Annotated in this window: 2 pseudogenes; both read right to left on the reverse strand. The window is 67.8% G+C overall.

The window, feature by feature from the left end:
- Positions 1-93 (reverse strand): annotated as a pseudogene (locus IJ15_RS0123845) (NADH-quinone oxidoreductase subunit NuoI); the annotation flags it as partial.
- Positions 86-1,055 (reverse strand): annotated as a pseudogene (locus IJ15_RS25785) (complex I subunit 1/NuoH family protein); the annotation flags it as partial. The pseudogenes IJ15_RS0123845 and IJ15_RS25785, both read right to left, overlap by 8 nt.

The raw sequence follows: 1,055 nt of genomic DNA on the forward strand, positions 1-1,055 counted from the left end.
CTTGTGCTCGGGATAGAACTCGGTCACGGGTTTCTTGAACATCGTCGAGAAGGTCACGCCGAACCCGGCGACGGAGTCGAAGAAGTCAGGCATCGAGATCCTCCTTTCCGGAGTGTCCGGACCGCACGAGGTCGGGTGCGGCCCGCACGGACTGGCCGGGCAGCGGCGGAACCGGGAACCCGCCGGCCATCGGGTCGAACGGTTCCCGCTCCGCCGATACCGGTGGTGTCGCGCCGGGGACGGATCGTCCGGGACGCAGCGTGCGGTAGAGGACGAGCAGGAGCAGCAATGCGACGACCGGGCCGCCGACGAGCAGGACGATCGACCGCGTCTCGTAGCCCTCGATGCGCAGTGCACGCACCGTGGCGACCACCATGACCCACACGAGGGACACCGGGATGAGCACCTTCCAGCCCAGGTTCATGAACTGGTCGTAGCGCAGGCGCGGGAGCGTGGCACGCAGCCACATGAACACGAACAGGAAGCACCACACCTTCGCGACGAACCACAGCAGTGGCCACCATCCGGAGTTGGCGCCGTCCCACATGTTCAGGGGCCACGGCGCCCGCCAGCCGCCAAGACAAACGACGGCAGCAGCAGGAAGACGTACCAGTGGCCGTGCTGCGCGGCGACGATTCCCGACGTCGACATGGTGCCGGCGTCGAGGAACACCGCCGCGAACGACAACGCCATCGCGACCTCGTACGAGATCACCTGCGCGGTGGAGCGCAGGCCGCCCAGCAGCGGATAGGTGGAGCCGGATGCCCACCCCGCCAGGACGATTCCGTAGACGCCGACGGAGGTGACGGCGAGGACGTAGAGCACGGCCACCGGAAGATCGGTGAGCTGCAGCGGCGTCCACGTTCCGAGGATCGAGACCTCAGGACCGAACGGGATCACCGCGAACGCCATGAACGCCGGCACGGTGGCGATGATCGGCGCCAGCAGGTAGATGGGCTTGTCGACGCCCGCGGGGACGATGCCCTCCTTGAGTGCGAGTTTGATGCCGTCGGCGAGAGACTGCAGGATGCCGCGCGGCCCCACCCGGTCGGGGC

It is taken from the genome of Prescottella defluvii, assembly GCF_000738775.1.
GTDB lineage: Bacteria > Actinomycetota > Actinomycetes > Mycobacteriales > Mycobacteriaceae > Prescottella > Prescottella defluvii.